The organism is Synechococcus sp. ATX 2A4 (genome assembly GCF_024346375.1).
Lineage (GTDB): Bacteria > Cyanobacteriota > Cyanobacteriia > PCC-6307 > Cyanobiaceae > MW101C3.
The window spans coordinates 122,009-148,796 of the sequence record NZ_JAGQCV010000007.1; the positions used below are offsets into that span (position 1 = coordinate 122,009).

Consider the following 26,788-nt stretch of genomic DNA (forward strand, 5'->3'; position numbering starts at 1 on the left):
AGAGGCTGATGTAACTGGCCAAGTACGCCCGTGCTCCTAGGTAAAACTACTCAGTCTGTCACGGTGCAGTTGTGGCTCCCCTCCAGCGCCTGTGGTGCACAGACGGAAGTTCAAACCAGGCGGCCTCTGGGTGTTGATGATGCTCCCAATGAAAGCCAAAATGATAACAACTCAGCAGTGAAATCAATGCTGGCAATGGCAAACTCTCCACCTTGTGCGCTGCCTCATCGCCTGCCTGTCCATGGCGGTGGGGAAGATAGGTCCCAAACAGAAACAACTGCATGGAGCTGAGCACCAATGGCACAACCCAGAACACAGCGATGTTGAGCGCAATCGTCGCTGTCGTTGATGCCATCAGCGCTGCCATGCAGATCCAGGCGGCTGCCAGGCCACAGATCTGTGGTGGCGAAAGGTACCCCCGCATGAAGTGCAGATACCAACCGGTGGGATGGGCGTTGACGCCGTTATGAAAATCGGGGTCACTCGATCCCCCCGGGCAGCGGTGGTGCTGAAGGTGCTTCCTGTGGCAGTCGCCATAGGGAAGGCACGCATAGAGAAGCAATGCCACGCGGCCAAGGCGATGGTTCCAGCGTGGCTGTGCCGGAATCAGGCTGCCGTGCATGGCGTCGTGGGCCACGATGAAGAGCCCGGTCTGCAGGAACGTGCGCAGCAGGATCTCCGCACCCACCCTTGCGGCCTTGAACCAGGTGCTGGGCATCTGCCAATGGGCCAGCTGCTGGGCGGCTGTGAGGCCCGTTTGAACAACCCCTGACAGATCCGCCTGCAACAGCAGCAGCAAGCTCACCAGCCAGGCCACCACAATCAGCACCGCCAACCACAACCCTGTCAGCGAGCAAAGGTGGGAGCCCCTCAACCGCTGAACCGACTCCGATGCAGCGGTTGCCATATCACCAGGCCAGATCAAGCGGACGTGATCATCCTCTTTAGGGTTTTGCGGTGGGCTCAGCGAATGAAGTTGAGCAGCTCCTTGGGGGAGGCCAGCAGGTCGATGGCCACGAAGAAGATTTTCCCCTGGGGATCGATCAGGAAGCGCCAGGCCACATTCATCCCCACGCCGGCGCCGAACCAAGGGGTTTGCACCCGGCCGGTCACCTTGATCTGGGTATAGCCGTCGGCGGCGGGTTCGGTGACCCCTTGCTCAGGCAGCAGCTTGAGGTTCTGGCAATCTTCCTTGAAGAAGCGCAGCACAGCCGGCTTGCCCACAATCGGGCGCTGGAAGGGAGGCTGAAGGGCACCATCTTCAAGGAACAACTCAATCAACGCGTCGAAATCGTTGGCGTTGAGCAGGTTCATGTAGGAGAGCACTGTGGTGTTGCTCACCCCTTTGATGCTCACCTCGCTGCGCTGGGAGAGCTCGGTGGGAGGAACCACCGGCTCGGCGATCCGCTCCGCATCTTCGATTTTGTTCGGGTCGAAGCCCATGTCGACCACCGCATTGCGCAGCACGGTGATCTGCTGCCCGCCTTCCAGCCCCTTGATGGCGTTGAGGATGGCGGCCGCGTTGGCGGAGAGTTGATAACCCTGAGGAATCGGGGCCACGGTGCCTTGCTCCATCCACTCCCCAAGGCGATACCAGAAACCAAGCTTGATGTTCGGCGACCAGATTGAGTAGGTGCGGGAGATCGGAGTATCCACACGGTTGGCCAGATCGCACATCACCTGCGACTGATCCTCAAAGCTGAGTTGACGGATCTGGTTGAGGGTGGGCTCGGCGAATTGCATTCGCGCCGCGCCAGGAGCCGCAATGGTGATTGTTTTCCCCATTTCCAGATAGGCGTACCAGATCAGAGCAAGCTGATCTTCAGCGCTCAGCTGGTTGAATCGCGCAATCGTGGCCGGCACGACATCCGCTGAAAGAGTTGTCGGAAAAATGCCGCGAGCGTCTTCAAGCGTGATGGCCATGGGAATCCTTCGCTGCAGGGATTGTGACCATGGTAACAGTCTTTGCGGCGCTCTCTTATGGTTCCCAAGCGGCTGCGGCGCAAGGGGTTTGTGTTGACCCGAAGCCCGTGGGCTGCGCAGCACCGGCGGTGCCCATGGGCAGATCTTCGCTCGCGATCACGGGCTGCGTTCGCCCAGAGTGGGTCAAACCGTGCGTCCGGCGATGCTTCCCAACCCTTTCTGCCCCTTGCGGGGTGCAGCCGTGCTCAGCCTCAAGGCCACGGTGTTGCTGCTGCTCACCCTGTTGATCAAGGCGCGCATCCAGATCCGCTTCTTTTCCGGCCTGGGTGTGCTGCTGCTGCTCCTTCAGACCCTCGCCTTTCTTGCCGCCGGTGGGCTGCTCAGTGCGGCCGGCGTGGGCGTGATGGCCATGGGCCGGCGGCGCTGAGCGGCTGCCAGCTCTTGTGCTGGCGGCAACGGAGAGGGTGGGATTCGAACCCACGGAGGCTTTCGCCTCGCTGGTTTTCAAGACCAGAGCCATCAACCACTCGACCACCTCTCCAGGTGCCCCGTTCGGGGTGGTCAGATTTTCTCATGCGCGGCGCCTCGACCGGCCCCAGCCCTCTGCGGCTTAAGCATCGCCGCGGAGAGCTGCGGGCGGCATTGCTGCGGAGAGCCGCGGGCGGCAATAAACGGTAAAAAACGCATCCTGAGCCGCTAACCAGAGAAGCAGCTGTTTGGCAAGAGATGCTGCAGAGGCGAAGCTGAGCGGATGCCGTTACGGCTGTTGCATCACCACCCATGGCACGGAGCTGATGGATCAGCCAAGGCAAGTCCGTTGGCTGGCTGGTTCTGATCGACTGAAGCTCCAGTACGCAGCGGTTGAATGCCAGATCTTCAGCTGTTGATTGCCAGATATGCGGCAATTGATTGCCAGATATTCAGCTGTTGAATGCACAGTGGGCGGCAATTGACTGCTCCGCTGATTGATTCCTGGCCGTTCCATGAGCAGCCCCTTCATGGGTGGCAGTGGCATCGCCGGCGCTGCGTGTGCGCGCCAGCGCCAACTGCCACGGAGATCATGCGGCCGATAAGCTATTACTGGTGCACCGCGGAACCGGCTTACATGTGGCAAGGGTTGTCGGTTCTGTCCCATCCTCCCGCTGATATCGCAGCGCTCACAGAAGAGTTTGAGAAAGAGTCGAAGCTGGATGAAGTTTATATCGTGCTCTCGATCGGCGCCGGCCTGATCGCCTCTCTGGGCCTGGTGGCCGACAGCCCCGCAGTGGTGATCGGCGCCATGTTGGTGGCCCCCTGGATCCTGCCGCTGCGGGCCGTGGCCTTCGGCATCCTGCAGGGCCGGCTGCCGTTGGTGGCGAGCGCCCTGTTCACCCTGGCCACTGGCGTCGTGCTCACGATCGGCCTCTCCTATGGGCTCGGGCTTTCGGTGGGGCTGCCGGTGTTCGGTGCCGAGGTGCTGTCGCGCACCACGCCGAATCTGCTGGATCTGGGCATCGCCCTGGTGGCCGGCGCGATTTCCACCTACGCCAAGGTGCGCAGCAAGGCGGTGTCGTCGGTGGCCGGCACCGCCATCGCCGTGGCCCTGGTGCCGCCGGTGTGCGTCTGCGGCCTGCTGCTCTCGGCCCAGCAGTGGGGGCCGGCGCGGGGGGCCGGCCTGCTGTTTCTGGCCAACCTGCTTGGCATCCTCAGCGGCGGTCTGCTCACCCTCGCGGCGGCTGAGCCCCTGTTTCGCCTGCAGCTCTGGCGCAGCCGGCTGGGAGCCGTGAGCCTGCTGCTCACCGCCCTGCTGCTGGTGCCGCTATCGGGCAGTTTCCTGAATCTGGTGGGCATCGCCAAGCAGCGCTCGGCCCTGCTGCAGGTGGAGCAGGCGATCGCCGACAGCCTGCGCGCCAAGACGCTTGTGCTCGGCACCAACGCCCAGCTGCTGGGCGTCAACATTGACTGGGCCCAGAACCCACCGCTGATCCGCGCTTCAGTGAGCGTCACCAACCCCAACCTGCCCACGCCTCGCCAGGTGGCCGCCGTTCAGGACTTCATCAACACCCGGCAGCCGATCCGTTATCGCCTGCTGGTTCAGCGCGCCTCGATCGATGTGATCGGCCCGCAGACCGCCCCCAATCCCCCTGAGGTGCAGGAGCAACTTCTGGAGAATCCCCGGATCGCCGAAGCCGTTCGCAGCGACGCCGCGCCGGTGGCCCCGCCCGCCGGTTAAGGGCTGGCCTTGCGGCCGATCACCGCAAAAAATGGATCCCCCTTGCCGCCCAGCCAGCCCAGCGGGCCCTGGGCCGGCGTGTCTTCGGCGATCACGGCTTCCACCGTCCAGCCCTGGGCGGCCAGCACCTTGGACACGATCTCCAGGTGGTCCCGGTCGCTGCCGTCGGTCCACACCTGGGGGGCCTTCTGAAAGAACATCCGGTTGGAGAAGGCCACGATCACCTGGCCGGCCGGCCGCACCACCCGCAGCAGCTCGGCGGCGATCGCTTCCGGCTGCTGCAGATACTGCCAACCGGCCACGATCAGCACCGCATCCACACCGGCATCGGCCAGGGGCAGCACCTGATCCCGGTTGAGGTTCTGCACCCAGTGGCGGTTGAGCCGTGGATTGGCCTCCAGCTCCCGCTTGTTGAGGCCATGGCCGATCACCTCGTCGTAGGTGAGGCCTTCGGGCAGGTGGCTCACCCAGCTGCTCATCAGATCCAGCACCACCGCGCAGGGGGGGATCCGCTCGCTGTAGAGCGCCGTGAGCCTGGTGCGGAAGCTGGCATCGAGATGCTGAACGAAACGGGGTTCCGCATAGAAAAGGGCGTCGTCGGAGCCATCGAGCTTCACCCGCTGGGCTGCGCTCAACACCTGCTGAACCATGGCGATGTCCGCGTGCTGTGAGTGGGCCGGCGCAGCCTGGCAGCGGCAGCGTCCTGCCGTGAGAGGCCGCGCCATCCTGGCGGCGGTGTGCTCCCCCCAGCCCGATGATGCCCTTTTCCGCCGCTGGCCCGATCGAAAGTGCGATCGTGCTGGCGGCCGACGACCCCCAGCAGCTGGCCGGCTTCTATGGGCTGCTGGTGGGCCGCGCGCCGGAGCCGGGTTTGAGCGCGCGGCACTGGCGCCTGCCGCTGCCGTCGGGTGGACGGCTGGAGATCTATGCCCCGTCATCGCGGCGGCCCCGGCCGCGCCAGCACGGCCGCCTGGGGGTGTGCGCGACGCGGCCGGCCGGGCCAGAGCCTGCCCTGCAGGTGCTGCACGATTGGCGGTTGCAGCTCCTGGTCCAGGGGGCCGTTGAGCTGGAGCCGGCGCGGCTGGAGCCGTTCGGTGCGGAAGCCTGGATGGCGGATCCGGAGGGCAACCCGTTTCTGCTGCTGGTGCAGGGCGGCACCGGCTGAGCGAGAGCTTCAGCCAGCTGAGGCAGCTGATTCTCCGCGCGTCCGATTCGGCAACCTGCCGCTGACTAGCCACTGCTCCTTGCGCCCTTCAGTCGTTCCTTAACTGTGCATCGCCACCATTTTACTGCTGCACGATGCGGCTTTTCGGTGCAGGCGTGCTGCACCCAATCGAGCGTGGGCCGTTCAGTGAGCTCTGGCTACGGTTGCGTTGGATCCTCCTGGCTGCAGACACCATGATTGAAACCATCGAAGGTCTGCCCGAAGGCACACTTGGTTTTCAGTTCAGAGGAAAGATCACGGCGGGTGATTATAATCTGGTGCTCACTCCCGCTTTGGATCGAGCGCTGGAGGAGCATCACCGCGTCAAGGCGCTGGCCTGCCTCGGAGATGATTTTGAAGGCTTCAGCCTGGGGGCCGCCTGGGAAGACACCCAAGAGGGATTGCGGCATTGGGATGGCTTCGAGCGGCTGGCTGTGGTCACCGATGTGGCCTGGATGCGGCACGGTCTGCAGGCCGTTGCCGTGGCCTTGCCCTACCCCGTGCGTGTGTTCGGCAATGCCGAGCTTCAGGAGGCACGCCGCTGGTTGAGCGAGGCCCTCGGCACCATCCAGTTCTCCCGCGATGCCGATGTGGTGACGGTGCGGTTGATCGGCTCGCTGGATGCCGCCGCCTATGCCCGCGCGGAGGAGGAGATTGCGGCGGCCTTCGCCGGCCTCGACGGGGTGCGGGTGCTGCTGGAGTTGAGTGCCTTTGATGGCTGGGCCGGCCTCGGTGCGCTCAGCCGCCACCTCGGCCTGATCCGTGACCACCAACGCTCGATTCGCCGCGTGGCCCTTGTCGGCAACCGCGTGTGGCAGAAACTGGCCGAAAAGGCCACCTCCCGCTTCATCACCGCCGAGACCCGCTTCTTCGATTCCGCTGATGCCGCGTTGGCGGAGGTGTGGATCCGCCAGTGACCGGTGCAAGCGTGGCTGGTGCAAGCGTGAACAGATGTACAGAGCAATGGACGGTTCTGGCCCGCCGTTCCATGATTCATTTGTCGGGATTCGGAGGCACCATTTGGCAGATACTCCCCCTGAACATCGATCAGGAGTGCGCTGACGTTTCGGACCCTGCTCCAACAGTCTCGCAGTAAGTGATGGCTTCCTGGTTGCTTTATGCGGCCGCCCAATGCATCGTTTCAGGTGCCCATGGGTATCGGTGAAGCCACTCCGTTGAACACCATGGCCCCAGGTGCCAGCGGCAGCAACTCCGCCCCACAACTTCATCTTCTGCGAATCGAATGATTCGCCCTTTGATTCATCTTTGGTGACGTCACGCCTGTCATTGAGTCAGGCCTGATCGTCACACCCCCATGGAGTGAAGCCCGGTGGCCTTGTCACCGGGCTTTCTCGTGGAGGATCACTTACTTGCCGCCCCCGCTCCAGGCTGCTGCTGCTTCGCGCCCCCACCGCTTCAGCCCTCCGTGGCGTGCCGTTGCCGCAGGGCCCGCAGCACCGGCGCGAGCCGCAGGCGGTTGTAGCGCTGCAGCCAAAGACAGGGCAGGTTGAACGCGGTGGCGAAGCTGAGGCTGATCCACACACCCAGCGGCGGCAACCACAGGGCCGTGAGCATCCAGAAGGGCCAGAGCGCCAGGTGCACCAGTTCGGCGCGCCGGGTTTCCGCCACCAGGCGCTGCAGGGTGCCGGCATCCCGCCGCATCAGGCTGTTCTTGCGCACGCCCCCCGGTAAGGCGTCGCCGGCATCGGGCAGCAGGGATTTCCAGCGCCGGATTCCCAGCCGGCGCTCGTAGCCCTGGGTGGTCTCCGGCCAGGGGCGTCGCGCGGTCAGCCAGGTGTCACGCTCCAAGGCCGCAGGCGGCAGGCGCTGAGCCAGCCAGCCGACCAGCAGCGACCACACCAGCCACCCCAACGCGCAGGCGAGGGCCGCTAGCGCGTTGGAAAACGCCTGCCTTTCCATTCGATCGTGCCCCGCTCAAGATTCAGGATGGCCCGGAGGAACACCCCCAGGAAAAACAGCACCGGCACCGGAAAGATCAGGCAGATCCAGCCGAAATCTCCCACCCGCCGGGTGATCACCAGCAGTTGCAGGGCGAACGCCAGGTAGAGCACCAGGTTGGGCGCCAGGGAGGCGTCGCCCACCATCGGCCAACCCAGCAACGCCGCCGGCAGACACCAGGCCGCCCAGAACAGACCGGACAGCCAGAGCAACACCGCCAGCATCCACAGCCAGCGCACCTCACCGGCAGCGGTGGCGAAATTCTTGGCGAAGCCCACCACCATGTCGTGAAGGCCGCCGGGGTACATGCGGTACGCGATCAGCCCATCGCCGATGTAGGCGCTCACCGGCAGCCCGGCCTTTTCGTAGAGGTGGCCCATGAACCAGTCTTCGACCACCTTGCCGGCCACCGCTGCGTGGCCGCCGACCCGGTCGTAGTCGACCCGGCTGGTGGCCATAGACGGACCGAACGCCACGCCGCACCCTGGCCCCATCGGCACCGCCATCAGCCCCACCAGGTTGAACAGCATCGAGAGCTGTTCGTAGGGCTGTTCGGTGCGGTGGAACGGTTGCACCGACACCAGTCCGCCCAGGGCCTGGCGTGTGGCCACCAGCCGTTCCAGAAAGGCGGGCTGCGGCTCGGTGTCGGCGTCAAGGAACACCAGGATGTCGCCTGTGCTGGCGCGGACGCCATGGTGCAGGGCCCAGGTTTTGCCGCACCAGCCTTCGGCCAGAGGCGGCGGTTGCATCACCCTCACGCCGGCGCTCTCGGCGATGGCTGCCGTGCGATCGCTGGAGTGATCGTCGATCACGATCACCTCAAACCCCTTGAGGCTCTGGGCGCGCAGGGCGGGCAGCAGGTTGGGAAGGGTGCGCTCCTCGTCGCGGGCGGGGATCAGCACGGAAATCTTCAGGTTTCCCTGCAGCCGGCGCTCGGGGAGTCGCATGAGCCGCTGGCAGAGGGCCCAGCCCAGCAGCCAGCGCACCACAAGAGAGATCGCCACCAGGTCCAACGGTCGGCTCCGGCGGTATCTCTCCAAGCTAGGTAGCCCTTGCCGCGCTGAGAACAACGCGGCAAGGGCGATCTCCCCACCCGTTGCGGAGATGGGGGGCCGGTGCGGTTACCAGGCGAGCTCCGGCAGTTCCCGGAACACCTTGCGCACGCCGGCACTCCACTCACCGCTCAGCTGCTTGAAGTAGGTGTCCCCCTCCGCGAAGCGGCGGCGGTGCTGGATCACCAGGCTGTCGCGCTCGTAGAGCAGCAGGTCGATCGGCATCCCCACCGACAGGTTGCTGCGCATGGTGGAGTCGAACGACACCAGCACGCACTTGGCCGCTTCCGCCAGGGTGGTATCGGGGTCGATCACCCGGTCGATGATCGGTTTGCCGTACTTCGCCTCACCGGTCTGCAGGAACGGGGTGCCCTCACTGGCTTCGATGAAGTTGCCTTCGGCGTACATGCGGAACAGGCGGGGCGCTTCCCCTTTGATCTGCCCGCCCACCAGGAAGGAGGCGTTGAAGCCGCCGGCCGGTCCTTTGAGATAAGGGCCGTCACGGTCTTCGATCGCCCGCACCGCATCGGAAACGAGCCTCATCACATCAAACATCGTGCGGGCCGTCCATACGTTGGGCGAGCCGTCGTCGGCGTCGGCGCGCTGGCGCAGCAGGCTGATCACCGCCTGGGTGCCGGCCAGGCTGCCGGAGCTGAGCAGCACCAGCACCCGATCGCCGCGGCGCTCAAACACGGTCATCTTGCAGAAGCTGGCGAAATCATCCAGGCCCGCATTGGTGCGTGAATCGGAGGCGAACACCATGCCGCTCTCCAACAACGCCGCCACGCAGTAAGTCATGCCGCCCACACCTCAAACGACTCCAGCACCGACGGCCCGAAGCTGGTGGTGAGGGCCACGTCCGCCGCATCCCGGCCCCGGGCGATCAGGATCCGCCCGATCCGCGGGGTGTTGTTGCGCGGGTCAAAGACGTGCCAGCCCTGGCCGAGGTAGGCCTCGAACCAGGCCGAGAAATCTATGGCGGAATGGGGCGGGAGCACCGCGATGTCGCTCAGATAACCGGTGCAGTATCGCGCCGGGATGTTCATGCAACGGCAAAGGGCGATGGCCAGATGGGCAAAATCACGGCACACCCCCACCCGGCTTTCGAAGGTCTGCAGGGCCGATTTGGTCGGGCTCGAGCGGTTGTAGTCGAAGCGCACGTGCTGGTAAACGAAATCGCAGATCGCCTGCACCCGCTGCCAGCCCTCCGCCACCTGGCCGAACTGGGACCAGGCGAAGTTCGTGAGCAGGTCGCTCTCACAGAAGCGGCTGGCCAGCAGGAACAGCAGGGCGTGATCCGGCAGTTGCTCCACCGGCTGCTGCTCCAACCAGGGCAGCACCGGATCGGGCAGACCCCGGTCGGCCACCAGGCCGGTGCCCCGCAACCGCATCGGCCCAGCGGGTGCCAGCAGCCGGTTGCAATGGTTGCCGTAAGTGTCGATGTAGGCCTGGCAGGGCACCTTCGGCAGCAGCTGCAGCGGATCGGCTTCGAGCAGATCGCTGGCGCGGGATTCGTGCACCCCCAGGATCACGATCATCGGCGTGGCCCGCTCACAGCGCAACAGCAGGTTGAAGCCCACGCGGATTTGCAAGGGGTGCGGCGTTGGCGAAGCCGGATCAGCTGGCACCGGCGTTGAGCTTTCAGGTCTGTCCATGGCCCAGCCTACGGACGTCTGCCCTTATCGCAGCGGCGGGAATCCCTCCGCCAGAGCGTCCAGCAGCACGGTGGCGAGCCGCTCCACCCACTCGCGCTGCCCGGCGTCGCTGGCCAGCAGGTCCTGGCGGATTTCCAGCTCCACATGCGGAATCCGGCGCTGCTCGCCGTGCACCACCACGGTGTAATCACTGGCATCACTCACCGCGTAGGGCTCGTTTTCGCCCACGCGCAGGCCCTGCTCCCGCTCCAGCCGCTGGCGCACCAATCCGGCCAGGCGGCCATCGCGGCCGTGCAGCACGCCCACATGCCAGGGACGCACGTCGCCCGCATGCACTGGCGTGAAACTGTGCAGGGCCACCAGCGCAGTAGGGCGGGTCTGCTGCGTGCGTGCCTCCAGTTCGGCGCCGATGCGCTGGTGGTAAGGGTGGAACAGTTCCTCGACCCGCTGCTGCCGCTCCTCTGCGGAGAGGCCGGCGTTGGCGGCGATGGGGGTGTGCTCGCTGAGGCACACGATCGAATCGGGCGCCTCGGGAGGGCGGTTGACGTCGATCACCAGCCGCGAGTAGTTGTGCAGGATCAGAAAGGCGTCGAGCCGCGCCGACAGCCCCAGCCCCAGCTCCGCCACCCCCAGATCCCAGGCCACGTGCGTGTCGAGCACCGCCTCGCTCAGGTTGAGGCCGGCCAGGCGGCGCGGAATGGCCCGGCCGGCGTGATCGGCAGTGAGCAGCACCGCGGAGCGGCCGGTAGGGCGAACGACCCGGAACACGGCCGGATCCGTTGGCTCCAGCAGGGGTTTCAGCTGCAAGGTCTGGCCGACAATGGCGAACCCTAAGGCGGATCTGTGCGCCCCATTCCAGCCGCTTGGGAATAGATCAGCACGCTGTAGGGCGCCAGTGCCACTGACGCTGACCAGGGAAGCCCGTCTCTGCTGGGAGCCACAGCCTCCACATCAGCGCAGAGATGATCATCGAACAGATCGCTGTAGCCCTGCCAGTGGCTGTTGAAGCGCAGCTTCCAGCTGCCGGCCCCAGGGAAGCCCACGGCGTAGTTGCCTTGGAAGCCGTTGAGAAAGTTTGCGATCACCACCACATCATCTCCAGGGCCGCCTTGATCCCAGCGGTGAAACGCGATCACTTTGCGCGCCTCATTGAGATGAAACACCTCAGTGAACTGCCCACACAGCCCGCGAGAGATGCCTTCACGGTTGAGGCGAAGGCGGATCAGATCCCTGTACATCCGCACAATGCCTCGAAACTCATCCCTTTGATCCCAGTCGACGGGTACGGAATCACGAAACCAGCCCCCCTCCAGAAACTCCTGTCCCTGGAAGAGCATGGGAATGCCCGGTGCCGTCAGCACCATGGCGGCAGCCATGGTGGACCGCTTCTGCGCCACCCAGCCGGTGGGATCGTCAGGGTTGACGTCCTGCGGAACGCGTGACTGGCCGTTGGCCACATCATCGTGGGATTCGCTGTAGATCACGCGCTCGAAGGCGTCATCGTTGAAGCGGTAGAGAATGGCCTCTCTGATGCTGTGCAAGGAGCGGTTTTCATCCTGAATTGTGATCACCGCCCGGCGAATCTGCCGCACGAAGCGGGGATCCCACTGCGAACCGAAGCCAGCGCCACCAGCGCCCACATCCTTGGTGATCCAGGCATTGCTTTCCAGATCTTCGCCGATGGTGAGGAAGCCGGGCTGAAGCTGAGCAGCGGTTTCATTGATGGCCTGCAGCAGGCTCCAACCATCTGGAAGCTCCTCGGTGCCTGCATCATCGATGCTTCGAATGAACAATGTGCTGTCGAAGCGCAGGCCGTCGATGTGATACTCGTTGATCCACATGCGCACGTTGTCAAGGATGTACTGGCGCACTTCCCCGCGGCCGTAATCGGGCCGTGTTTCTCCCCAGGGCGTGAGCGCGCGGTGATCGTTGTAGAAGTAGATGCCGCCTTTGCCATTCTCACACCAGCCATCAAACTGCCAAAGGTCAAGATCGCTGGGGCCGAAATGATTGTAAACAACATCAAGAAGCACGGCGATCCCAGCGGCATGTGATTCCTTGATGAACTGCTTGAACCCCAGGGATCCGCCGTAATCCGAATCAACCGCAAAGATGTTCGATGGGTTGTAGCCCCAAGAGCGCATGCCTGCAAACTGGCCCACAGGCATGATCTGAATGGCGTTGACGCCAAGCTGTTTCAGGTAATCCAGCCGTGCTGTGATCGAGATGAATTTTCCTGGGCTGCTTGATTCATCGTTGAACGTGCCAACATGCAGCTCGTAGATGACAAGCTGATTCCAGCCGTGGATCGAAAAACTGTCGGCTTCCCAATCAAAGCTGGGATCATGAATCACCGTGTTTCCCGCCGAACTGGTGACTTCATGCGCATAGGGATCAATGCGAGCGATAGTTCCTCCATTGGTGTCAATGGCGTACTTGTATTGATCAGCCACGCCAGCATTTGCCACCTTGGCGTACCAATAGCCCCCTGTTTCCGGCTGCATCGGAGTCACGCGGCCATCCCAGTTGTTGAAGGTGCCGATCACGGCCACCCGCTTGGCATTGGGAGCCCACACGCGGAAGGCCACGCCATCCGCGCAAAGAATCGATCCCATGCCTTTAACGACCTGCTGCTGCCCCATCGCCAACTCCCGATCAAGCCACACTTTCACGCAACAGCGGGTTCAGGCCGTCCGCTTGAACATTCGAATAGGAACAGCAGAATGTCTGGTAATCGAGCGCATCGAATGCTGCAATCTGATGCAATGTGGAGCAATGTGTTTCAGATTCGCTTTTTCTCAAGTTGCTGGCAGTGCCACGCAGTCATCAGCCGCAGTCATCAGCCGCAGAAATTGGCGGCAGTGATCAGCCGCAGGAACTTTCCGCAGGAGCCTTCTGCAGGAAGGAGCTGCAGGCACCACCCCTTCAAGCCTCTGCACAACCACACCGAGCCAGCACCTGCAGAACCCCGGCAAATCCCTTCAGCAAGTCCCCGTCAGTGATCTGCGCCGGAGCGCCGCTTAGCTTGTCCACGACCGCAGGGGGCTACCGGTGAACGCGAAACGTTCCTCTTCTCCCGGCGCTCCGAACGGCCATGAGCCACCCCACGGCTTCTCCCTCGGCCACCACCACGACCATCCCCACGGCCAATCCGACGGCCAATCCGACGGCCAATCCCACGGTCATTCCCCTAGCCATTCCCACGGCCATCACGCCGGCGCCAGCCCTGCCGGCGCCTTCAAGTGGAGCGTGTTGCTCAACACCCTGCTCACCAGCCTGCAGCTGGTGATCGGCCTGAGCTTCGGCTCATTGGCCCTGGTGGGTGATGCCCTGCACAACCTTGGCGATGTGATCGGTCTGACGCTCGGCTGGGGGGCGGAGCGCCTGAGCCAGCGGCCTGCGAAGGGACGCTTCACCTTCGGCTACGGACGCGCCACCCACATGGCCTCGCTGGCGAACGGGCTGTTGATCCTGGTGGCCGGTGGCGTGGTGGTGGTGGAAGGCGTCGAGCGGCTGTATGCGCCGGTGCTGCTGCATCCCGCGCCGGTGGCCTGGGCGGCGGCGGCCGGCGTCGTGATCAATCTGCTTTCGGCGCGCCTGTTCGGCCCGCACCATCACCATGACCTCAACCAGCGGGCGGCCGTGCTGCATCTGCTGACCGATGCGGCCGTGTCCGTGGCCGTGTTGATCAGCACCCTGCTGGTGGGCCTCACCCAGTGGGCCTGGCTGGATCCCCTCACCGCCATCGGTGTGGGCCTTGTGGTGATGATCAGTGCCATTTCCCTGTTGCGGGAGGCCATTGCCGTGAGCCTCGATGCGGCACCGCGTGGCACCGATCTGGCGGCAATCCGCGCGGCGCTGCTGGAGTTGCCGGATGTGGTCGATGTGCGCGATCTGCACGTCTGGGGGGTCAGCACCTCACGGCTGGCGCTCACGGCCCACGTGGTGCGCCTGGAACGGGCACCCACCGACGACGGCCCCGCCCTGTTGGCGGAAGCCCGCCGGCGGTTGCAGGCGTTGGGCATCTGCCAGAGCACATTGCAACTGGAAGTGAGCCACGAAGACTGCTCCGCTTCCCCCTGACCCTCTGGTGATGGGCGGTGGCGTGCCAAGGGCGGCATGCCGGAGGGATCCGGATCTTGCTGTTGGTGGCTTGACGACGTCGGTATGTTGCGCGGCTACTTGCCGCCACCGGTGCTTGCGGTAACGCTGATCAAAACGCGGAATGCGCCATGAGCCGCAGCGAACTGGAGCGATTGGTGGCTGAGGCGGAGCGGGATCCAGAGCTGCGATCGCCGCTGCGTCACTGCCGTTCCCTGAGGGAATTTCTGCTGGTGGCCCGCAAACTCGGCTACGGCGTCACCCGCCACGACCTGCGCCTCGCCCGCCTGGAACACCTGCAGCAGCCCGCCGGCCAGAGCGCCATCAACGCCTGATCCATACCAGCGCCGGACATGCCTGCCGGTAGCACCCGCTGTCTGCCGGGCGACAGGCACGGGTCTTCCAGGGTCCCGCCCTAAGCGAAGCCGCCGAGCACTTCCTTTTCGATGGGCGCCCCTCCCCCTCTTCACGGCGCCTGGTCAACGTGCACGAGGCCAAGACCCTGCTGTCGCGCCTGAAGGATGCCGCCCATGCCGGCGAGACGATCGTGCTGGCCAAGGCCGGAAAGCCCCGGTCGGCTGCGCAGCGGCAGCCCGCTCGCCGATCCCGACGCGCTGCTACGGCCCCTCGATGACGACGACCTCGCCCTGTGGGAGGCCGGGGCACTCGTGGCCCCACCCAAGCCATGAGCCTGGGGCGAGAGCCGTGCGGACGCCTGTCTCTGCTCAGTAGCCATGAGCTGCGGGGCACCGCCGATCAGATCGACATCGCCGCAGGTGACGCTTACCAAACGTGACCCTGAAGATTGCTCCTGAAGTAGATGAGCCGCTTCATCTTTGGCGGTTGGATCTACAGGAGAAAGCCGGTGATCGGACTTGAACCGACGACCTACTGATTACGAATCAGTTGCTCTACCACTGAGCTACACCGGCAGTCTTTGGAAACTAGCATCGAGCCCCCCCCCAAGCGCCTGCCGATGCCAGCCACCCCGCCCAGGCCGCTTGATCCCGAATTGCGGGCCCGGTTGCTGGAGGAAGCACGCACGCCCTGGCGCGGGCTGCGGCGGGGCCTGTGGTTCGCCTTCACCGCTTCAGCGGCCATCGGCCTGGCCACCATGGCGATGCGGCTGAGCGCGGGGGCGGAGCTGGCCTCAGGAGACCTGGTCATCCAGGGCGGAGCCCTGCTGATCTTCGGCGTGCTGCTCTGGCGCGATCGCTGAGGCCGCCAGCAGCACTGGCTTGATCAGCAGTGGCTCGGGCAACAGCAGTGGCAGGCCCAGACAGAGGCGCTCCCTGGCGGTGGCCTCCGGGGCGTGGGAGCTCTCGGCCATGCCTGCAACCAGCGCTTCCGGCCGGCTCAGTAGCCAGACGCATTGACACAGTTGCTGCCACTGCCACAGGCACAGGGCCAGCAGGGGAAGCGTGAGCAGCAGCGTCACCAGCCGGGAGCTGCCAGCAAGCGGCGACACGGCCATCGCCAGCCCGGCGTGATCGTCCATCAGCCACACCAGCGGCAACAGCAGCCCCGTGCCCGCAGCCCCCAGCACCTTCACCGCCAGCGGCGCCTGCAGGCCGCTCAGGCGGCGCTGCAACTCCCGCCGCCCCTGCAGGGGGATCTGCACCACCAGCAGCGACCACACATCGGGTGGCTGACGCCAGAACAGTACCGCCGGCACCAACGCTCCCAGCGACCAGCAGAGGACCCGCTCCAAGCCAGGCAGCGGGCCTGGATCAGCACCGGCCAGCAACAGAAAGGCCAGCAGCAATTCGGCGGGAAGTGCTGCCAGGCCGAGCAGTTGAATCCACAGCAGAGGCTCGCTGCGGGGATTCATGGTCAGTTGGTGCTGAGGGTGCGGCGTTGGGTGACGAGCTTGTAAGCCTCCACCCGGTCGCCGTCCTGCCAGTTGGCGAACCGATCGCAGCCGATGCCGCACTCGAAGCCGGTGGCCACGTCCTTGACGTCGTCCTTGTTGCGGCGCAGCGAGTCGAGGTCGCCCTCGAACACGATCTGCTTGCCGCGGTGGACGCGCACCTTGCAGTTGCGTTGCAGCTTGCCATTGGTGACATAGCAACCTGCGACGGCGCTCTTGCCGATGCTGAACACCGCGCGCACTTCGGCTTCGCCGAGCGTTTCCTCCACCATCTCCGGCTCCAGCAGGCCTTCCATGGCCAGTTGGATGTCTTCGAGCAGCTTGTAGATCACGTCGTAGTCACGCACGTCGACGCCGGTGGCATCAGAAGCGCGCTTGGCGCCCGGTGCCATCGAGGTGTTGAAGCCCACGATCACCGCACCGGAGGCGGCGGCGAGGTCCACGTCGGTTTCGGTGATCTCGCCCGGTGCCGACAGCAGCACCCGCACCTGCACCTCGCCCTGGGGCAGCTGCTCGAGCGATCCAAGAATCGCTTCCACACTGCCCTGCACATCGGCCTTGAGGATCAAGTTGAGCTCCTTGAGGTCGCCCTCGCTCGCCTGACCCGACATGGAGGCCAGCGACACGCGGCGTGACGCCATCTGCTGGGCCAGCCGGGTGGCGCGGGCCTCGGTGGCCCGTTCCCCCACCACCGAGCGGGCTGTCTTCTCGTCGGGGTACACCTCAAACTCGTCGCCTGCGGTGGGCACTTCGCTGAAGCCGAGGGCTTCAACGGCCGAGGACGGACCCGCCGTCTTCACCCGCTTGCCGGTGTCGTCGACCATGGCGCGCACCTTGCCGAGCACAGGCCCGGCCGCCACCACATCGCCGGCGCGCAGGGTGCCGTTCTGGATCAGCAGGGTGGCCACCGGACCCTTGGCCTTGTCGAGGTGGGCTTCGATCACGGTGCCCTTCGCCATCCGGTCGGGGTTGGCCTGGAGGTCCTCCACCTCCGACACCAGCAGGATCATCTCCAGCAGCTTGTCGATGTTCTCCCGCTTGATGGCGCTCACCGGCACCATCACCGTGTCTCCGCCCCAGTCTTCGGCCACCAGTTGCTGGCCGGAGAGCTCCTGCTTGACGCGGTCGGGCTGGGCGCCCTCCTTGTCGATCTTGTTGATCGCCACCACGATCGGCACCTCGGCGGCGCGGGCGTGGCTGATGGCCTCCAGGGTCTGGGGGCGCACGCCGTCGTCGGCGGCGACCACCAGCACGGCCACGTCGGTGACCTTGGTGCCCCGGGCACGCATGGCGGTGAACGCTTCGTGGCCCGGGGTGTCGAGGAAGGTGATGCGGCGCTCTTCGCCGGCATGGGGAATCGTGACCTGATAAGCACCGATGTGCTGCGTGATCCCGCCGGCTTCGCCAGCGGCGACGCGGGTCTTGCGGATGGCGTCGAGCAGGCTGGTTTTGCCGTGGTCGACGTGGCCCATCACGGTGACCACCGGCGGCCGGCGGATCAGATGCAGGAGATCGCTCTCTTCGATCATGTCCACCGTCTTCTTGGCGGCTTCCTGGACGTCGTCTTCGAGCACGGGAACGCCGAATTCCTCGGACACCGTTTCGATCGTGGAGAGATCGAGGGTCTGGGTGACCGTGGCGATGATGCCCTTGAAGAAGAGCGACTTGATGATCTCGGAACTCTCCACGCCAAGGCGGTCGGCGAGTTCCTGCACCGTGAGGTTGCCCTCCGGCACGATCAGCATTTCCGGCCGGGTGGCCTTGGCCTCGCGGGCGGCGCGCAGTTCCATGGCCCGGCGCCGCTGGCGCTGGCGGGTGGTTTCCTTCTTGCGCTTGCGCATCGCCACCACCGGCTTGGCGGCCGGGGCGCTCTGGCGTGCCCGTGGCTTGGCGGGCCGGGCCAGGCTGGCCTGCAGCACATGCGCCTCAAGTTCGCCGGCAAAGCCGCCGGTCTCAGCCGTGAGCGCATCATCGTTGTCGCCGATGATGTGCACCTTCTGGCGCAGCTTCTGCGGCGATTTGCTGCGCAGCGCTTCAAGTTTGGCGCTGTCGTCCCACTCCGGCCGCCGGGCCTTCCCGGCCGGCTGGGGGGTGCGGAAACCGGGGCGACGAGGAGCCGCCGGTGGGGTGGCCGTAGGGCGAGGAGCGGCGTCCGCAGAACCGGTGGCCTCTCCCCGTTCGGGCCGGCGCGGTGGAGGCGCGGTGGGGCGAGTGCCGGGTTTCTGCAACTGCATGAGCTCGCCGGGTGCCACCGGCTTGCGCATGCCCTGAGGCATGCCGCCAGCCCGGATCGGCGGGCCCGGCTTGCCAGGAGCACCAGGGCCGGCGGCGTCGCGGCGGATCGGTTTGCCCACCAGCTCCAGGGGGCTGCGGGCCTGCACAGGGCGGGGGCTCGGGGCCGGCGTGCGCTGCGGGGCGCCCGCAGGACGCTGGCTCAGGGCCGGCCGTCCCGAAGGCGGAGCCGGCCGGTTGCTGGTGCCGGGGGTCGGGGCGGGAGCGGCGGGGCGTGGTTGTGGCGGTGGTTGGCCGGGTCCCACCCGAGCAATCACCTGGGGTTTACCGCCGCCATCGCCACGGACGGGGGCGCTGGGCCGCTGGGGCGGAGCCGGACGGCTGGAGGGGGCGTTGCCGCGGGGAACGGGCCGTGGGCTGGTGCTTGGCCGAGGGCTTGCCGCTGGTGCAGCGACTGGGCGCGGGCTTGTGGTGGGCGCGTTGGCGGCCGGAGCTTCGGGTTTGCGGGCCGGCATGGCCGGGGATTTGCTCACGGGGGTGGCGGGACGTGCCGGGGGAGCCACCGGCCGTGAGGGTGCCGGCTTGGCGGCAGCTGGTGGAGCAGCAGGGGCTGCGGCTGCCGGTGGCCGTGAGGGGGCCGCTGTGCCGGTGGCCGGCGCGCGCATGGGCAGCGGCGCACTGGGCCTGGCTGGCGGCGTGGTGGAGGGCTTCTGGGCGGCAGGTTGCGCCAGAACCGGCTTCACCGGCGCTGCCGGTGCAACGGCAGGCCGGGCCGGTTGGGCAACGATGACCGGAGGTCCTGCCGGCCGGGCCGGGGGCTTTTCAGGGGCGGCGGCGGGAGAGGCGGCCGCGGCGGCTGGCGGCGTTGCCGGAGCCGCTTTCTTCACGGCCAGAATCGCGTTGCCAGCCTCCGCCATGGGCGGTGTCGTGGGCTTTGGGGCGGACATGGAGGGCGGCGTGGGTCGGGAGATGCCGCTGCCGTTGGGGCGGATCAGCTTCCGGATCCGGGCAGCTTCGTCATCGCTGATCGAACTGCTGTGGCTGCGGGCGGCAATGGACAGCTTTTCGGCAGCGTCGAGCACGTCCTTGTTGTCCAGGCCCAGGTCCTTGGACAACTCATAGATTCTCACTTTGCCGCTGCTGGTCATTCAGGTCTCCGATCGGTCGGGGCCGCAGGTGCCGCCGGGCCCCACACGCGGTGCAGCCATCAATCATCTTGCCTCAGAGGCTGCGGCCGGAGCACGGTTCAGCCGCTGCTCAAGCGCGGCATAGGTGGATTCCGCCACCGTGCAGCGCAGGGCACGCTGCAGCCGCTTTCGCCGTTTCGCCTCGTCAAAGCAGGCGCGGGTGGGGCACAGGTAGGCCGAGCGGCCCATGCCCTCATCCAGGGCGATGCCCCCACCCGCCAGGCGGATGACCCGCAGGAACTGGCGCCGGTCGGCCAGCAGGCGGCAGCTCACACAACGCCGCAGGGTGGGTGAGGCCGCCATCGGGTGGCCCTCAGCCCTTGGGCTGCTCGGCAGCCGCATCGGGTTCGCCTTCGGTCTCCAGCTCTGCAGCCGGTTCGGCGGCCGGTTCGGCTTCAGGTTCGGCGTCCAGTGGAGGCTCGGCTTCGCCTTCATAAACAGCCTGCTCCTCTTCGTCCTGGAGGTCGAGCTCGTCTTCGGGCAGGGGGTAGAGCTCCCGCAGGCGTGCATCTTCTTCGGCGCGGTTGGCCTGCTCCACCGCCAGGCGGGCTTCCGCCTCGGCCTGCTGGCGCTCGTCCTCCTCCCGCAACGCGATCAGTTCGGCGGCGCGGGCGTCCTCGCTCACCTGGTCGTATTCAGCGGCGTTCTTGATATCGATCTTCCAGCCGGTGAGGCGGGCGGCGAGGCGCACGTTCTGCCCTTCCCGACCGATCGCCAGGCTGAGCATGTCCTGCGGCACGAGCACGTGGGCGTGTTGTCCTTCCGGATCCACCAGCCGCACCATCTCGACCCGCGCCGGGCTGAGCGAATTGGCGATGTACTGGCCTGGATCGGGAGACCAGCGAATCACGTCGATCTTCTCGCCTCGCAGCTCGTTCACCACCTGCTGGATGCGGGAGCCGCGGGCACCGATGCAGGCCCCCACCGGGTCCACTTCGCGCTCCACGCTGTCCACCGCCACCTTGGTGCGCGGCCCCACGGCCCGCGACGGGGGGTTGGCTTCCCGTGCCACCGCCACGATGCGCACGGAACCTTCCTGGATTTCCGGCACCTCGTTTTCAAAGAGGTACACCACCAGGCCGGCGTTCGCCCGGGACACGAACAGCTGCGGCCCCCGGCGCGCCACCTCGCTCACCTCCTTGAGGAACACCTTGAAGGTGGCGTTGGCGCGGTAGTTGTCGTTGGGCAGTTGGTCGCGGCGGGGCAGCTCCGCCTCCACCTCCGGCCTGCCCAGGCCGGAACTCACCGCCATGATCACCGACTGGCGCTCGAAGCGGATCACCCGCGCCGTGAGCACGGGATCCTCCAGATCCGCGAACTCCTCCTGGATCATGCGGCGCTGCTGGTCGCGCAGTTTCTGGGCCAGCACCTGCTTGGTGGTGGAGGCGGCCATGCGGCCGAAATCGTCCTTTTCGGGGGTGACGTCGAGCACCACGGTGTCACCGATCTGGGCGTCTTCCGCCACCTGCTGCACCTCGGCGAGGGCGATCTGGTGGTCTTCACTCTCCACCTCCTCGACGATGATCTTGCTGGCGAGCACGCGGTAGCCCTCCTCATCAAGATCGAGGGCCACGTCGAAATTGCTGAAGTAGTCCTCCTCAAACGGGTCTTCGCTGATGCCGAGGTAAAGGGTGCGGCGGTAGCGCTCGTAGCCCTTCAGCAGCGCCTCGCGCAGGGCCGCTTCCACCACCTGGGTGGGCAGCTTCTTCTCATCGCTGATGTCCTCGATCAGGTTCTGCAGACCGGGGAGAAGAACGAGCGCCATGGGATGGGAAGAGGGGTGGGAACGGAAATCGGGTCGGGGAGCGGCGCGCCGCTCAGGCCGAGGGCGGTGTCACTCGCTCGGCCGGGTGAGGCTGACGGCCAACACGTCGTGGCGGGGAATCCGCTGCCGGCGGCCGCGGACATTGAGGTGCAGGAAGGCGTCGTCGCGTTCCAGCAACAGCCCGGCGCGGGTGCTTTCGGTTCCGTCGGAGTGGCGGAACCGCACCTCGATCGGGAAGCCTCGAAAGCTGTGGAAGTCGCGGTCTTCCACCAGCGCGTCGTTGAGGCCGGGACTGCTGATTTCGAGAACATAGGCCTCGCTCAACAGCGCTTCGGCCTCCATCGCCTCGCCCAAGGCACCGCTGAAGGCGGCGCAATCGTCGAGGGTCACATCGCCGCCATCGCCGGTGCGGAGCTGCACCAGAACGATGCAGGGGTGGCGATGGGTCTGGATCTGTGCCTCCACCACGCGAAACCCGGTGGTGTCAGCCACCCGGCGCGCAAGGGATTCAAGTGCGGGAAGAAGCGGGTGGGGCACCGGGCCAGGTCAGGAGCAGTGGAGCGAGCCCGACCGGCTCCTGCAGAGAACTGCCCCGGACGCTGGAGCAAGCTCGTGCGCCTGGGTATGCCCGCCGGGCACTTCTGAATCCTAGAGCTCGGTGCTCCAGCCCCGCCCAGCGGCCGGGCGGCGCCTTACTCCGGCGTGCCCAGGCTGGCGCTCGGGGCGCCGCCGAACAGGCCGAGGCTGGGAGCTTCGCCGTAAAAGTCGTCCACTCCCGCTTCACCACGCAGGCCGGCGTCCTGGTTGATGCAGCGCTGCGGCTCCTTCACGTACTGGCAGACCCGCGCCCACAGCTTGGCGCGGGTACCGGGAGCGCCCTGGCTGAACAGCACCTGGTCGTTGCCACCGACCATTCCCTGGATCTCCACCTGACAAAGTGCGCAGCGCACGCGGGTGCCGGGGGGGATCGAAGCCATGGGATGGCGGCGGTTGGGGGCAACTTAGGCTGCTACCTGCGGGCACGTGCCCCTCTGTTGCGACGTCGAAAAGGTCCCGTTGCCAGCTGTGCGCCTCCTTCAGCTCAGTGATCCCCATCTGCTGGCCGACCCGCAGGGCTGGCTGCACGGCTGTCAGCCCAACGCCCTGCTGGCCGCCGGCCTGGAGCAAGCCCTTCCGCCTGGCGGAGCGCCCTTCGATCTGCTGCTGATCAGTGGCGACCTCTGCCAGGACGAGTCGTGGGGCGGCTATGTGCGGTTGGGCCAGCTGCTGCGCGCCCGGGACTGGCCGGTGGCCCTGCTGCCCGGCAACCACGACCACCCGTCCCTGTTGCGGGCGGCCCTGGGCCGTCAGGCCGTGATCGCACCGGCCGCGATCGATCTCGGCGATTGGCGGCTGCTGTTGCTGGACACCCACCTGGCCGGCCGCGTCGATGGCGGGCTCGGCCCTGATCAGCTGCGCTGGCTGCGACAACAGCTGCTCGCGGCCGACCGCCCCCTGCTGGTGGCCCTGCACCATCCGCCGGTGCCGATCGGCCACAGCGTGATGGATGGGATCGCCCTGCAGCACCCCGCTGTCCTGCTCGATCTGCTGGCGGCCTGCCCGTGGCTCAAGGCGGTGACCTTTGGGCACATTCATCAGCACTGGCAGGGGTTGCTGCCCGGCCGTTCCGACGTGCTGCTGCTGGGCTGTCCCTCCACCCACCGTCAGTTTGAGGCCGTGCAGGCCTGTCCGCTGGGCCGTGCCGGCGATCCCGGCGGCCGCATCTGGGAGCTGGCCCCAGCCGGCCGCTGGCAGCAGCAACTGCGGCGCTGGCCTGCGGCCAGCGGGCGAAGCGTCACCCCCCTAGCGTCGTAGCCCTCAACCCACGGGCCGTGCCCTTCGTCTCCAGCGTGTTCCGGACCCTGTTGCTGCGTCTGCTGGCCCTTCCGCTGGCAGTGCTGCTGCTCACGGCGGGCCCGGGATCCGCCCGGGCCGTCGATACCCCATCGGTTGCTGCTGCATCGGCCACCCCTACGGCCCCAGCCTCGGCGCTGGTGCCGCCCCACAGCTTTGTGTCCCAGGCCGCCCGGCGGGTGGGGGAATCGGTGGTGCGGATCGACACCGAGCGCAGCGTGGCGCGCCAGGCCTTCGACCCCGCCCTGTTGGATCCGTTGTTGCGTGACCTGTTCGGGGACCCCTCCAGCAGCAGCCGGGAGCGGGGTCAGGGCTCCGGCGTGGTGATCGACTCGTCCGGATTGGTGCTCACCAACGCCCATGTGGTCGATCGAGCCGATCTGGTGGAGGTCACCCTCGCCGACGGCCGCCAGTTGGACGGCCAGGTGGTGGGCGCTGACCCGGTCACCGACCTGGCGGTGGTGCGCATCGACGCCTCGCCCGATCTGGTCGCCGCTCCGCTTGGGGATTCCGAGGCCCTGGAGGTGGGCGACTGGGCGATCGCCCTGGGCAGCCCTTACGGCCTGGAGCGCACCGTCACGCTCGGCATTGTCAGCAGCTTGCACCGCAACATCACCAGCCTCGGTTTCGCCGACAAGCGCCTCGACCTGATCCAGACCGACGCCGCCATCAATCCCGGCAATTCCGGCGGCCCGCTGATCAATGCCAGCGGGGAGGTGATCGGCATCAACACCTTGGTGCGCTCAGGGCCTGGCGCTGGCCTGGGCTTTGCCATCCCGATCAACCTGGCCCGGCGGGTTTCCGACCAGTTGCGCACCGGCGGTGAGGTGGTGCATCCCTACCTGGGCCTGCAGTTGGTGCCGCTCACCGCCCGCCGCGCCCGCGACAACAACCGCGATCCTGATGCGATCCTGCAGTTGCCGGAGCGCGATGGCGCCTTGGTGCAGCGCGTGCTGCCCGACAGCCCGGCCGAAACCGCCGGCCTGCGCCGCGGCGACCTGGTGGTGGCAGCGGCCAACCAGCCGGTGCGTGATCCAGCCAGTCTGCTCGAGCAGGTGGAGGCCTCCAGGGTCGGCGAAACCCTGCCGCTGAAGGTGGTGCGGGGCGCCCGCGAACTGCAGCTCTCGATCCGCCCCGGCGCCCTGCCCCATCCCGCCTGAACCAAGCCGCGCCCTTGCTACGGTCACGGCCTTTGGCGCGCCTTCGATGTCAGATCTGCAGGACCGCATGAAGCAGGCGGTGGCTGCTGCGGCCGTTGACCAGATCCGCGATGGCATGGTGCTGGGCCTGGGCTCGGGTTCCACCGCCGCCTTGATGATCAAGGCGCTGGGCGCCAAGCTCAGCCGCGGCGAGCTCACCGACATCGTGGGCGTGACCACCTCGTTTCAAGGCGAGGTGCTGGCCGCCGAGCTCGGCATTCCGCTGCAGAGCCTCAACGCGGTGGAACGGATCGATCTGGCGATCGATGGCGCCGATGAAGTCGACCCCAACTTCCAGTTGATCAAAGGGGGCGGTGCCTGCCACGTGCAGGAAAAGCTGGTGGCCCGCCGTGCCCAGCGGTTCGTGGTGGTGGTGGATTCCACCAAGCTGGTGGAGCGGCTCAACCTCGGCTTCCTCCTGCCTGTGGAGGTGCTGCCCGCCGCCTGGCGTCAGGTGAAGTCGGAGCTGGAGGTGATTGGCGCGGAGGTGGAGCTGCGCATGGCCGTGCGCAAGGCCGGCCCGGTGGTGACCGACCAGGGCAATCTCGTGCTGGATCTGAAGTTCCCTGGTGGGATCGGCGATCCGGTTTCGCTGGAGCTGGAGATCAACAACATCCCCGGCGTGCTGGAAAATGGCCTGTTCGTCAACCTCGCCGATCAGGTGCTTGTGGGTCAGATCACCGACGGCGTGCCCGAGGTGAAGGACCTGCAGAAGCGCTGACCCGCTGAAGTGGGGCGTGAACGATGGTGGCGGACCTCAGTTGAGCCGGAGTCGCACCGATTCGGCGTGGCTGTGCAGGCCTTCGCTGTCCGCCAGGGCGATCACGGCGGGGCCTGTGGCCTCCAGGGCCTGGCGGTTGAACTGGATCAAGCTGGTGTGGCGCAGAAAGGTTTCCACGCTGAGGGCGCCGGCGAAGCGGGCCGTGCCTGAGGTGGGCAAGGTGTGGTTCGGGCCGGCCAGATAGTCGCCCACCGCCTCAGGGCTCCAGGGGCCGAGGAAGATCGCACCGGCGTGGCGGATGTGATCGGCCAGTGGCACAGGCCGCTCCACCAGCAGCTCGAGGTGTTCCGGGGCGAAGCGATCGCTGAGCCGCGCTGCTTCCTCCAGCGACGCGCAGATGCCAATCAGGCCCCAGTCGCGCAGGGCGGCGGCGGCCAGCGCCGCTCGGGGGTGGTTGCGCAGCTGGGCTTCCAGCTCGTGCTGCACGGCCTTGGCCACGGCGGCACTGGTGGTGAGCAGGATTGCTGCTGCCATCGGGTCGTGTTCCGCCTGCGCGAGCAGATCGGCCGCCACATGGGTGGGATTGGCGCTCTGGTCGGCGATCACCAGCACTTCGCTCGGGCCGGCGAGCGAATCGATCGCCACCCGGCCGTAGACCGCCTTCTTCGCCAGGGTCACATAAAGGTTGCCGGGGCCACTGATCACATCCACACGCGGGATCGAATCCGTGCCGTAGGCAAGAGCCCCGATGGCCTGGGCCCCACCGACGCGATAGATCTCGCGGATGCCTGCCAGGTGGGCCGCCGCCAGCACGATCGGCTTGGGCCAGCCGTCCGGACCCGGTGGGGTCACCATCACCAGGCGCTGGACCCCGGCCACCGTGGCGGGCACCGCATTCATCAGCACGGTGCTGGGGTAGGAGGCCCGGCCGCCTGGCACGTACAGCCCGGCCCGATCCACCGGGCTCCAGCGCCGGCCCAGACGCTCGCCGTGCACGCCGCTGACGCTGATGTCGCGGGGCAGCTGGCGCTGGTGGAAATCAAGGATGCGGCGGTGGGCCAGCTCCAGGGCGCTGCGCAGGTCTGAGGGGCAGGTGCGCCAGGCGTCGGCGAGCGTTTCGGCGGGAATACGCAGGGGGTCGGGCCGCACGCCATCGAAGTGTTCCGTGAGATCCAGCAGCGCTTCATCGCCTTCCAGGCGCACCCGTTCGAGGATCGCCTCCACCTGGTGTGCCGCCTCGCTCATCTCGGCGCCGCCGGTGCGTTGGGCGATCGTCTCCAGCCGGCTGCCGATCGCCTCCGGCTCCTGGAGCACCTGCATCGCCAGAGCTGCTGGTGCGTTGGTCACCGAGGGCCTCGCGTCTGTCCGTTCAAGTTAGGCCCACACCCCTGGGCAGGTCGGCAGGGTTGAAGGTAGGATCAGCGACTGCCGATTCAGCGCCGAACCCGCCTGTGGCCAATAACAAATCCTCGAAGAAGCGCATCCTGGTTGCCGAGCGCAACTGGTTGAACAACCGCTCCTACAAGTCGGCCGTGCGCACGCTCATGAAGCGTTGCCTCACCGCCGTCTCCAGCTACGAGCAGAAGCCTGGCGATGAGGCCAAGGAGGCAGTTCGTAGCACCATGAACGCGGCCTTCAGCAAAATCGACAAGGCGGTCAAGCGTGGCGTGCTGCATCGCAACACCGGCGCCAACCAGAAGTCCAGGCTCAGTCACGCCGTGAAGCAGGCGATCGAACCGGCGACCGCCACCAAGGTCTGATCGTCTGCTGCGATCTGCGTCCTCAATCCACAGGTGCAGATCACTCCTTGAGTGG

28 protein-coding genes and 2 tRNA genes are annotated in these 26,788 nt (G+C 66.4%); 12 read left to right on the plus strand and 18 right to left on the minus strand.

The annotated features are described in order from the left end of the window. Nucleotides 1–58: 58 nt before the first annotated feature. A complete protein-coding gene (locus KBY97_RS08505) occupies nucleotides 59–805 on the minus strand; it encodes a fatty acid desaturase (protein WP_255146446.1) in 747 nt (248 codons plus the stop codon). Between the two features lie 158 nt (nucleotides 806–963). Next, nucleotides 964–1,923, minus strand: a complete 960-nt coding sequence (locus KBY97_RS08510; protein WP_255146368.1) for an orange carotenoid-binding protein — start codon at nucleotides 1,921–1,923, stop codon at nucleotides 964–966. A 202-nt stretch (nucleotides 1,924–2,125) separates the two neighbouring features. Between KBY97_RS08510 and KBY97_RS08515 the strand changes: the two genes are divergently transcribed. Next, entirely contained in the window at nucleotides 2,126–2,350 is a 225-nt protein-coding gene (locus KBY97_RS08515; RefSeq protein WP_255146369.1) for a hypothetical protein, read from the plus strand. A 29-nt stretch (nucleotides 2,351–2,379) separates the two neighbouring features. Here KBY97_RS08515 and KBY97_RS08520 read toward each other — a convergent pair. Then, nucleotides 2,380–2,464 (minus strand) — tRNA-Ser (locus KBY97_RS08520). Between the two features lie 576 nt (nucleotides 2,465–3,040). Between KBY97_RS08520 and KBY97_RS08525 the strand changes: the two genes are divergently transcribed. After that, nucleotides 3,041–4,135 carry a DUF389 domain-containing protein gene (locus tag KBY97_RS08525; protein WP_255146371.1) on the plus strand — a complete coding sequence of 365 codons (1,095 nt, stop codon included), beginning with the start codon at nucleotides 3,041–3,043 and terminating at the stop codon, nucleotides 4,133–4,135. On the opposite strand, the gene KBY97_RS08530 is transcribed toward KBY97_RS08525, so the two are convergent. After that, the gene (locus KBY97_RS08530; protein ID WP_255146373.1) at nucleotides 4,132–4,785 is read right to left on the minus strand and encodes a class I SAM-dependent methyltransferase; all 654 of its coding nucleotides are present in this window, start codon (nucleotides 4,783–4,785) and stop codon (nucleotides 4,132–4,134) included. The two genes, KBY97_RS08525 and KBY97_RS08530, sit on opposite strands and share 4 nt — an antisense overlap. Before the next feature lie 104 nt (nucleotides 4,786–4,889). Here KBY97_RS08530 and KBY97_RS08535 point away from each other — a divergent pair, with 104 nt between their 5' ends. Together KBY97_RS08535 and KBY97_RS08540 are read left to right on the plus strand one after the other, a co-directional pair. Further along, complete coding sequence (locus KBY97_RS08535; RefSeq protein WP_255146375.1) at nucleotides 4,890–5,300, plus strand: VOC family protein; 411 nt, start codon at nucleotides 4,890–4,892, stop codon at nucleotides 5,298–5,300. Nucleotides 5,301–5,533: 233 nt separating this feature from the next. Next, nucleotides 5,534–6,256 carry an STAS/SEC14 domain-containing protein gene (locus KBY97_RS08540; protein ID WP_255146376.1) on the plus strand — a complete coding sequence of 241 codons (723 nt, stop codon included), beginning with the start codon at nucleotides 5,534–5,536 and terminating at the stop codon, nucleotides 6,254–6,256. A gap of 499 nt (nucleotides 6,257–6,755) precedes the next feature. Here the strand turns inward: KBY97_RS08540 and KBY97_RS08545 are convergent, their stop codons facing one another. From KBY97_RS08545 to KBY97_RS08570, 6 genes are all read right to left on the minus strand, one after another. Continuing rightward, nucleotides 6,756–7,211, minus strand: coding sequence for a hypothetical protein (locus KBY97_RS08545; RefSeq protein WP_255146377.1), 456 nt, complete (start codon nucleotides 7,209–7,211; stop codon nucleotides 6,756–6,758). 17 nt (nucleotides 7,212–7,228) lie between these two features. Then, entirely contained in the window at nucleotides 7,229–8,302 is a 1,074-nt protein-coding gene (locus KBY97_RS08550) for a glycosyltransferase family 2 protein (RefSeq protein ID WP_255146378.1), read from the minus strand. Nucleotides 8,303–8,419: 117 nt separating this feature from the next. After that, nucleotides 8,420–9,148, minus strand: coding sequence for a peptidase (locus tag KBY97_RS08555; RefSeq protein WP_255146379.1), 729 nt, complete (start codon nucleotides 9,146–9,148; stop codon nucleotides 8,420–8,422). Then, nucleotides 9,145–9,942, minus strand: coding sequence for a transglutaminase family protein (locus tag KBY97_RS08560; RefSeq protein ID WP_255146380.1), 798 nt, complete (start codon nucleotides 9,940–9,942; stop codon nucleotides 9,145–9,147). Before KBY97_RS08560 ends, KBY97_RS08555 begins: the two co-directional genes overlap by 4 nt. 87 nt (nucleotides 9,943–10,029) lie before the next feature. Further along, nucleotides 10,030–10,812, minus strand: coding sequence for an N-formylglutamate amidohydrolase (locus KBY97_RS08565; RefSeq protein ID WP_255146382.1), 783 nt, complete (start codon nucleotides 10,810–10,812; stop codon nucleotides 10,030–10,032). A gap of 23 nt (nucleotides 10,813–10,835) precedes the next feature. Continuing rightward, nucleotides 10,836–12,647 carry an alpha-amylase family glycosyl hydrolase gene (locus tag KBY97_RS08570; protein ID WP_315857150.1) on the minus strand — a complete coding sequence of 604 codons (1,812 nt, stop codon included), beginning with the start codon at nucleotides 12,645–12,647 and terminating at the stop codon, nucleotides 10,836–10,838. Nucleotides 12,648–13,056: 409 nt separating this feature from the next. On the opposite strand from KBY97_RS08570, the gene KBY97_RS08575 reads away from it, so the two are divergent. From KBY97_RS08575 to KBY97_RS08585, 3 genes are all read left to right on the plus strand, one after another. Beyond that, the gene (locus KBY97_RS08575; RefSeq protein ID WP_255146384.1) at nucleotides 13,057–14,088 is read left to right on the plus strand and encodes a cation diffusion facilitator family transporter; all 1,032 of its coding nucleotides are present in this window, start codon (nucleotides 13,057–13,059) and stop codon (nucleotides 14,086–14,088) included. Between the two features lie 149 nt (nucleotides 14,089–14,237). Continuing rightward, nucleotides 14,238–14,441: a Nif11-like leader peptide family natural product precursor gene (locus tag KBY97_RS08580; RefSeq protein ID WP_255146386.1), complete on the plus strand. Its 204-nt coding sequence runs from the start codon at nucleotides 14,238–14,240 to the stop codon at nucleotides 14,439–14,441. Nucleotides 14,442–14,636: 195 nt separating this feature from the next. Continuing rightward, nucleotides 14,637–14,795 (plus strand): hypothetical protein, encoded by a 159-nt coding sequence (locus KBY97_RS08585; RefSeq protein WP_255146387.1) that lies wholly within the window; start codon nucleotides 14,637–14,639, stop codon nucleotides 14,793–14,795. 171 nt (nucleotides 14,796–14,966) lie between these two features. Here the strand turns inward: KBY97_RS08585 and KBY97_RS08590 are convergent. Beyond that, nucleotides 14,967–15,038 (minus strand) — tRNA-Thr (locus tag KBY97_RS08590). A 44-nt stretch (nucleotides 15,039–15,082) separates the two neighbouring features. On the opposite strand from KBY97_RS08590, the gene KBY97_RS08595 reads away from it, so the two are divergent. Beyond that, on the plus strand, nucleotides 15,083–15,325 hold the full coding sequence (locus KBY97_RS08595; protein ID WP_255146388.1) for a DUF3493 domain-containing protein: 243 nt from the start codon (nucleotides 15,083–15,085) through the stop codon (nucleotides 15,323–15,325). On the opposite strand, the gene KBY97_RS08600 is transcribed toward KBY97_RS08595, so the two are convergent. The 6 genes from KBY97_RS08600 to KBY97_RS08625 all read right to left on the minus strand — a co-directional run bounded on the left by KBY97_RS08600 (nucleotide 15,257) and on the right by KBY97_RS08625 (nucleotide 22,137). Further along, on the minus strand, nucleotides 15,257–15,937 hold the full coding sequence (locus tag KBY97_RS08600; protein WP_255146389.1) for a low-complexity tail membrane protein: 681 nt from the start codon (nucleotides 15,935–15,937) through the stop codon (nucleotides 15,257–15,259). The genes KBY97_RS08595 and KBY97_RS08600 overlap by 69 nt on opposite strands. A gap of 2 nt (nucleotides 15,938–15,939) precedes the next feature. Next, nucleotides 15,940–19,356: a translation initiation factor IF-2 gene (infB, locus tag KBY97_RS08605; protein ID WP_255146390.1), complete on the minus strand. Its 3,417-nt coding sequence runs from the start codon at nucleotides 19,354–19,356 to the stop codon at nucleotides 15,940–15,942. Between the two features lie 63 nt (nucleotides 19,357–19,419). Further along, complete coding sequence (locus KBY97_RS08610; RefSeq protein WP_255146391.1) at nucleotides 19,420–19,698, minus strand: YlxR family protein; 279 nt, start codon at nucleotides 19,696–19,698, stop codon at nucleotides 19,420–19,422. Nucleotides 19,699–19,708: 10 nt separating this feature from the next. Continuing rightward, the gene (gene nusA, locus KBY97_RS08615) at nucleotides 19,709–21,160 is read right to left on the minus strand and encodes a transcription termination factor NusA (RefSeq protein WP_255146392.1); all 1,452 of its coding nucleotides are present in this window, start codon (nucleotides 21,158–21,160) and stop codon (nucleotides 19,709–19,711) included. Between the two features lie 69 nt (nucleotides 21,161–21,229). Next, nucleotides 21,230–21,697, minus strand: a complete 468-nt coding sequence (locus KBY97_RS08620) for a ribosome assembly cofactor RimP (protein WP_255146393.1) — start codon at nucleotides 21,695–21,697, stop codon at nucleotides 21,230–21,232. Nucleotides 21,698–21,852: 155 nt separating this feature from the next. Further along, entirely contained in the window at nucleotides 21,853–22,137 is a 285-nt protein-coding gene (locus KBY97_RS08625) for a hypothetical protein (RefSeq protein WP_255146395.1), read from the minus strand. A gap of 88 nt (nucleotides 22,138–22,225) precedes the next feature. Here KBY97_RS08625 and KBY97_RS08630 point away from each other — a divergent pair, with 88 nt between their 5' ends. From KBY97_RS08630 to rpiA, 3 genes are read left to right on the plus strand one after another with little or no spacing between them, the layout of a single operon-like run. Next, nucleotides 22,226–23,014, plus strand: coding sequence for a metallophosphoesterase (locus KBY97_RS08630; protein ID WP_255146396.1), 789 nt, complete (start codon nucleotides 22,226–22,228; stop codon nucleotides 23,012–23,014). Nucleotides 23,015–23,031: 17 nt separating this feature from the next. After that, entirely contained in the window at nucleotides 23,032–24,213 is a 1,182-nt protein-coding gene (locus KBY97_RS08635; RefSeq protein WP_399217534.1) for a trypsin-like peptidase domain-containing protein, read from the plus strand. Between the two features lie 46 nt (nucleotides 24,214–24,259). Further along, entirely contained in the window at nucleotides 24,260–24,973 is a 714-nt protein-coding gene (gene rpiA, locus KBY97_RS08640; RefSeq protein ID WP_255146397.1) for a ribose-5-phosphate isomerase RpiA, read from the plus strand. Nucleotides 24,974–25,009: 36 nt separating this feature from the next. On the opposite strand, the gene hisD is transcribed toward rpiA, so the two are convergent. Beyond that, nucleotides 25,010–26,293, minus strand: a complete 1,284-nt coding sequence (gene hisD / locus KBY97_RS08645) for a histidinol dehydrogenase (RefSeq protein ID WP_255146450.1) — start codon at nucleotides 26,291–26,293, stop codon at nucleotides 25,010–25,012. Nucleotides 26,294–26,424: 131 nt separating this feature from the next. Here hisD and rpsT point away from each other — a divergent pair, with 131 nt between their 5' ends. Beyond that, nucleotides 26,425–26,733 (plus strand): 30S ribosomal protein S20, encoded by a 309-nt coding sequence (rpsT, locus tag KBY97_RS08650; RefSeq protein ID WP_255146398.1) that lies wholly within the window; start codon nucleotides 26,425–26,427, stop codon nucleotides 26,731–26,733. Nucleotides 26,734–26,788: the final 55 nt, after the last annotated feature.

Excerpts from the sequence above, each read along its gene's own strand:
- KBY97_RS08510 (WP_255146368.1), bottom strand. The coding sequence starts at position 1,923 with ATGGCCATCACGCTTGAAGACGCTCGCGGCATTTTTCCGACAACTCTT.
- KBY97_RS08515 (WP_255146369.1), top strand. The coding sequence starts at position 2,126 with ATGCTTCCCAACCCTTTCTGCCCCTTGCGGGGTGCAGCCGTGCTCAGC.
- KBY97_RS08530 (WP_255146373.1), bottom strand. The coding sequence starts at position 4,785 with ATGGTTCAGCAGGTGTTGAGCGCAGCCCAGCGGGTGAAGCTCGATGGC.
- KBY97_RS08535 (WP_255146375.1), top strand. The coding sequence starts at position 4,890 with ATGATGCCCTTTTCCGCCGCTGGCCCGATCGAAAGTGCGATCGTGCTG.
- KBY97_RS08540 (WP_255146376.1), top strand. The coding sequence starts at position 5,534 with ATGATTGAAACCATCGAAGGTCTGCCCGAAGGCACACTTGGTTTTCAG.
- KBY97_RS08555 (WP_255146379.1), bottom strand. The coding sequence starts at position 9,148 with ATGACTTACTGCGTGGCGGCGTTGTTGGAGAGCGGCATGGTGTTCGCC.
- KBY97_RS08570 (WP_315857150.1), bottom strand. The coding sequence starts at position 12,647 with ATGGGGCAGCAGCAGGTCGTTAAAGGCATGGGATCGATTCTTTGCGCG.
- KBY97_RS08580 (WP_255146386.1), top strand. The coding sequence starts at position 14,238 with ATGAGCCGCAGCGAACTGGAGCGATTGGTGGCTGAGGCGGAGCGGGAT.
- KBY97_RS08585 (WP_255146387.1), top strand. The coding sequence starts at position 14,637 with ATGCCGGCGAGACGATCGTGCTGGCCAAGGCCGGAAAGCCCCGGTCGG.
- KBY97_RS08595 (WP_255146388.1), top strand. The coding sequence starts at position 15,083 with ATGCCAGCCACCCCGCCCAGGCCGCTTGATCCCGAATTGCGGGCCCGG.
- KBY97_RS08600 (WP_255146389.1), bottom strand. The coding sequence starts at position 15,937 with ATGAATCCCCGCAGCGAGCCTCTGCTGTGGATTCAACTGCTCGGCCTG.
- infB (WP_255146390.1), bottom strand. The coding sequence starts at position 19,356 with ATGACCAGCAGCGGCAAAGTGAGAATCTATGAGTTGTCCAAGGACCTG.
- KBY97_RS08610 (WP_255146391.1), bottom strand. The coding sequence starts at position 19,698 with ATGGCGGCCTCACCCACCCTGCGGCGTTGTGTGAGCTGCCGCCTGCTG.
- nusA (WP_255146392.1), bottom strand. The coding sequence starts at position 21,160 with ATGGCGCTCGTTCTTCTCCCCGGTCTGCAGAACCTGATCGAGGACATC.
- KBY97_RS08625 (WP_255146395.1), bottom strand. The coding sequence starts at position 22,137 with ATGGCTTCGATCCCCCCCGGCACCCGCGTGCGCTGCGCACTTTGTCAG.
- rpiA (WP_255146397.1), top strand. The coding sequence starts at position 24,260 with ATGTCAGATCTGCAGGACCGCATGAAGCAGGCGGTGGCTGCTGCGGCC.
- hisD (WP_255146450.1), bottom strand. The coding sequence starts at position 26,293 with ATGCAGGTGCTCCAGGAGCCGGAGGCGATCGGCAGCCGGCTGGAGACG.